This window comes from Arthrobacter sp. NamB2 (genome assembly GCF_005281365.1).
Classification (GTDB): Bacteria; Actinomycetota; Actinomycetes; order Actinomycetales; family Micrococcaceae; genus Arthrobacter_D.
Genome location: NZ_SZWI01000019.1, coordinates 1 through 1,579, shown reverse-complemented (window position 1 = coordinate 1,579; position 1,579 = coordinate 1). Strand labels below are relative to the sequence as shown.

Annotated in this window: 1 protein-coding gene; it reads right to left on the bottom strand. The window is 66.9% G+C overall.

What is annotated here, in order from left to right; all coding sequences use genetic code 11:
* Positions 1–1,579: hypothetical protein (locus FDK12_RS15125; protein WP_189636371.1), on the bottom strand; the 1,579-nt coding region annotated here is incomplete at both ends.

The window sequence follows — 1,579 nt, the reverse complement described above, 5'->3', positions numbered from 1 at the left end:
GGCGCAGTCGGTGTCGGTCTGGGTGTTACCCGTCTCATCCGTCAGGGTTGCCGCATTGTTCAGGCCCTGCTCGAGCGTGTTCGATCCGCTGCCGACGGTGCAGGCAGGTGAGCCGGTTCCGTCGTCGCTGATGTCCTCGTCCGAGAAGTGCAGGGGCACGTTCGCGAGCACGGTCACCCGGTAGACATGGGGAGCGTACCCGTCCTCGTCCATCCCGGTGATCGCGGCGTCGGTGACGATGCGCTGGTGCGTATCACCGTCGAAGCCCGCGTCGGTGGTGATGCCGGCCGGGCCGGTGACCTCCACGGAGTCGACGCTGATACTCGGGGCGAAGAGCAGCTCGTCGTCCAGGTCGTACGTGGTGGCCTCGGTGCTGAGGTTCTCGACGGTGAGGTCGTAGGCGACCTCCCACGTGCCGTCACCGACCGGTTCCGCGGAAACGAGCGCCTTGTCCAGGGTGATCAGCGGAAGCGAAGCGCACGCCTGGTCGATGGCAATGGCGCCGTTGTGGTTCAGTGACGCCGCATTGGACAGAGCGCCGGCGGCACCGGATCCCGGGGCCGGGCAGGCCAGCACAGCCGGGTCGATGGTCGCCTCGTCGAACTCGACGACGGTGCGCACCTGGTAGCGGTGCTCACCCGACGCCGCGAGGGTGACATCCCCTGCAATCAGGTTCTCGGGAGCATTGAACTCCGCGCCTTCACCTGTCCAGGTGTCCTCACTGCTGACCCCTGCCGGAGTGGTGATGACCTCGGCGGACACGATGTCGATGCCCGTGCCGTAGCGCAGCTGGTCACGCAGGTCGTAGTCACCTGCTGCCGTGCCGATGTTCTCGGCCAGCAGATCGTAGGTGATCGACCAGGTCCCGTCACCATTGGAGGTGGGTCCTGCGCTGATCGTCTTGTCCAGGGTGATGAACGCGACCTCGATGCAGGCCGCGGCGCTGTCCGTCAGGTCGTTGTGCTCGATCTGTGCGGTGTTGGACAGGCCTCCGTTCTCGCCGGGCTCGGTCGAGCACTCGGTGATCACCGGTGCTCCGCCTGTCGCGTCGATGCCGACGACGACCTCGACCTGGTAGGTGTGGGTACCACCGGCAGGCAGGATGATGCCCGACGCGATGACGTTCTCGGGGCTGCCTTCAGCGCCCAGGCCCGTCCAGGTCGGGGAAGCCGTGACGCCCTGCGGTGCACTCGTCACGTCGCCGGAGACCACGGTCATGTCGCCGTCAGCAGTCATCCGGTCCGTGACCTCGTACGCGCCCTCGAAGGAGCCCGTGTTCGTGGCCACGACGTCGTACGTGACAGTCCATGTGCCATCCCCGTTGGGAACCGGACCCGCGGAGACAGTCTTGTCGATGTCGATCGAGGGGATCGGCGCGCACGCCTTGTCCTCCTCCACGTCACCGGTCGGACCGGTCAGGGACGAGGTGTTGCTGAACGCGCGGGCTGTGTCATCGCCCTCGGTCCCGCACTGGGTGGGATCGTCAGCACCGGATCCGGCGCCGTCGAACTGCAGCGGCACGGTCGCCACGACGGTGACCTCGTAGCGGTGCGGTGCGTACCCGGCATCATCCGAACCT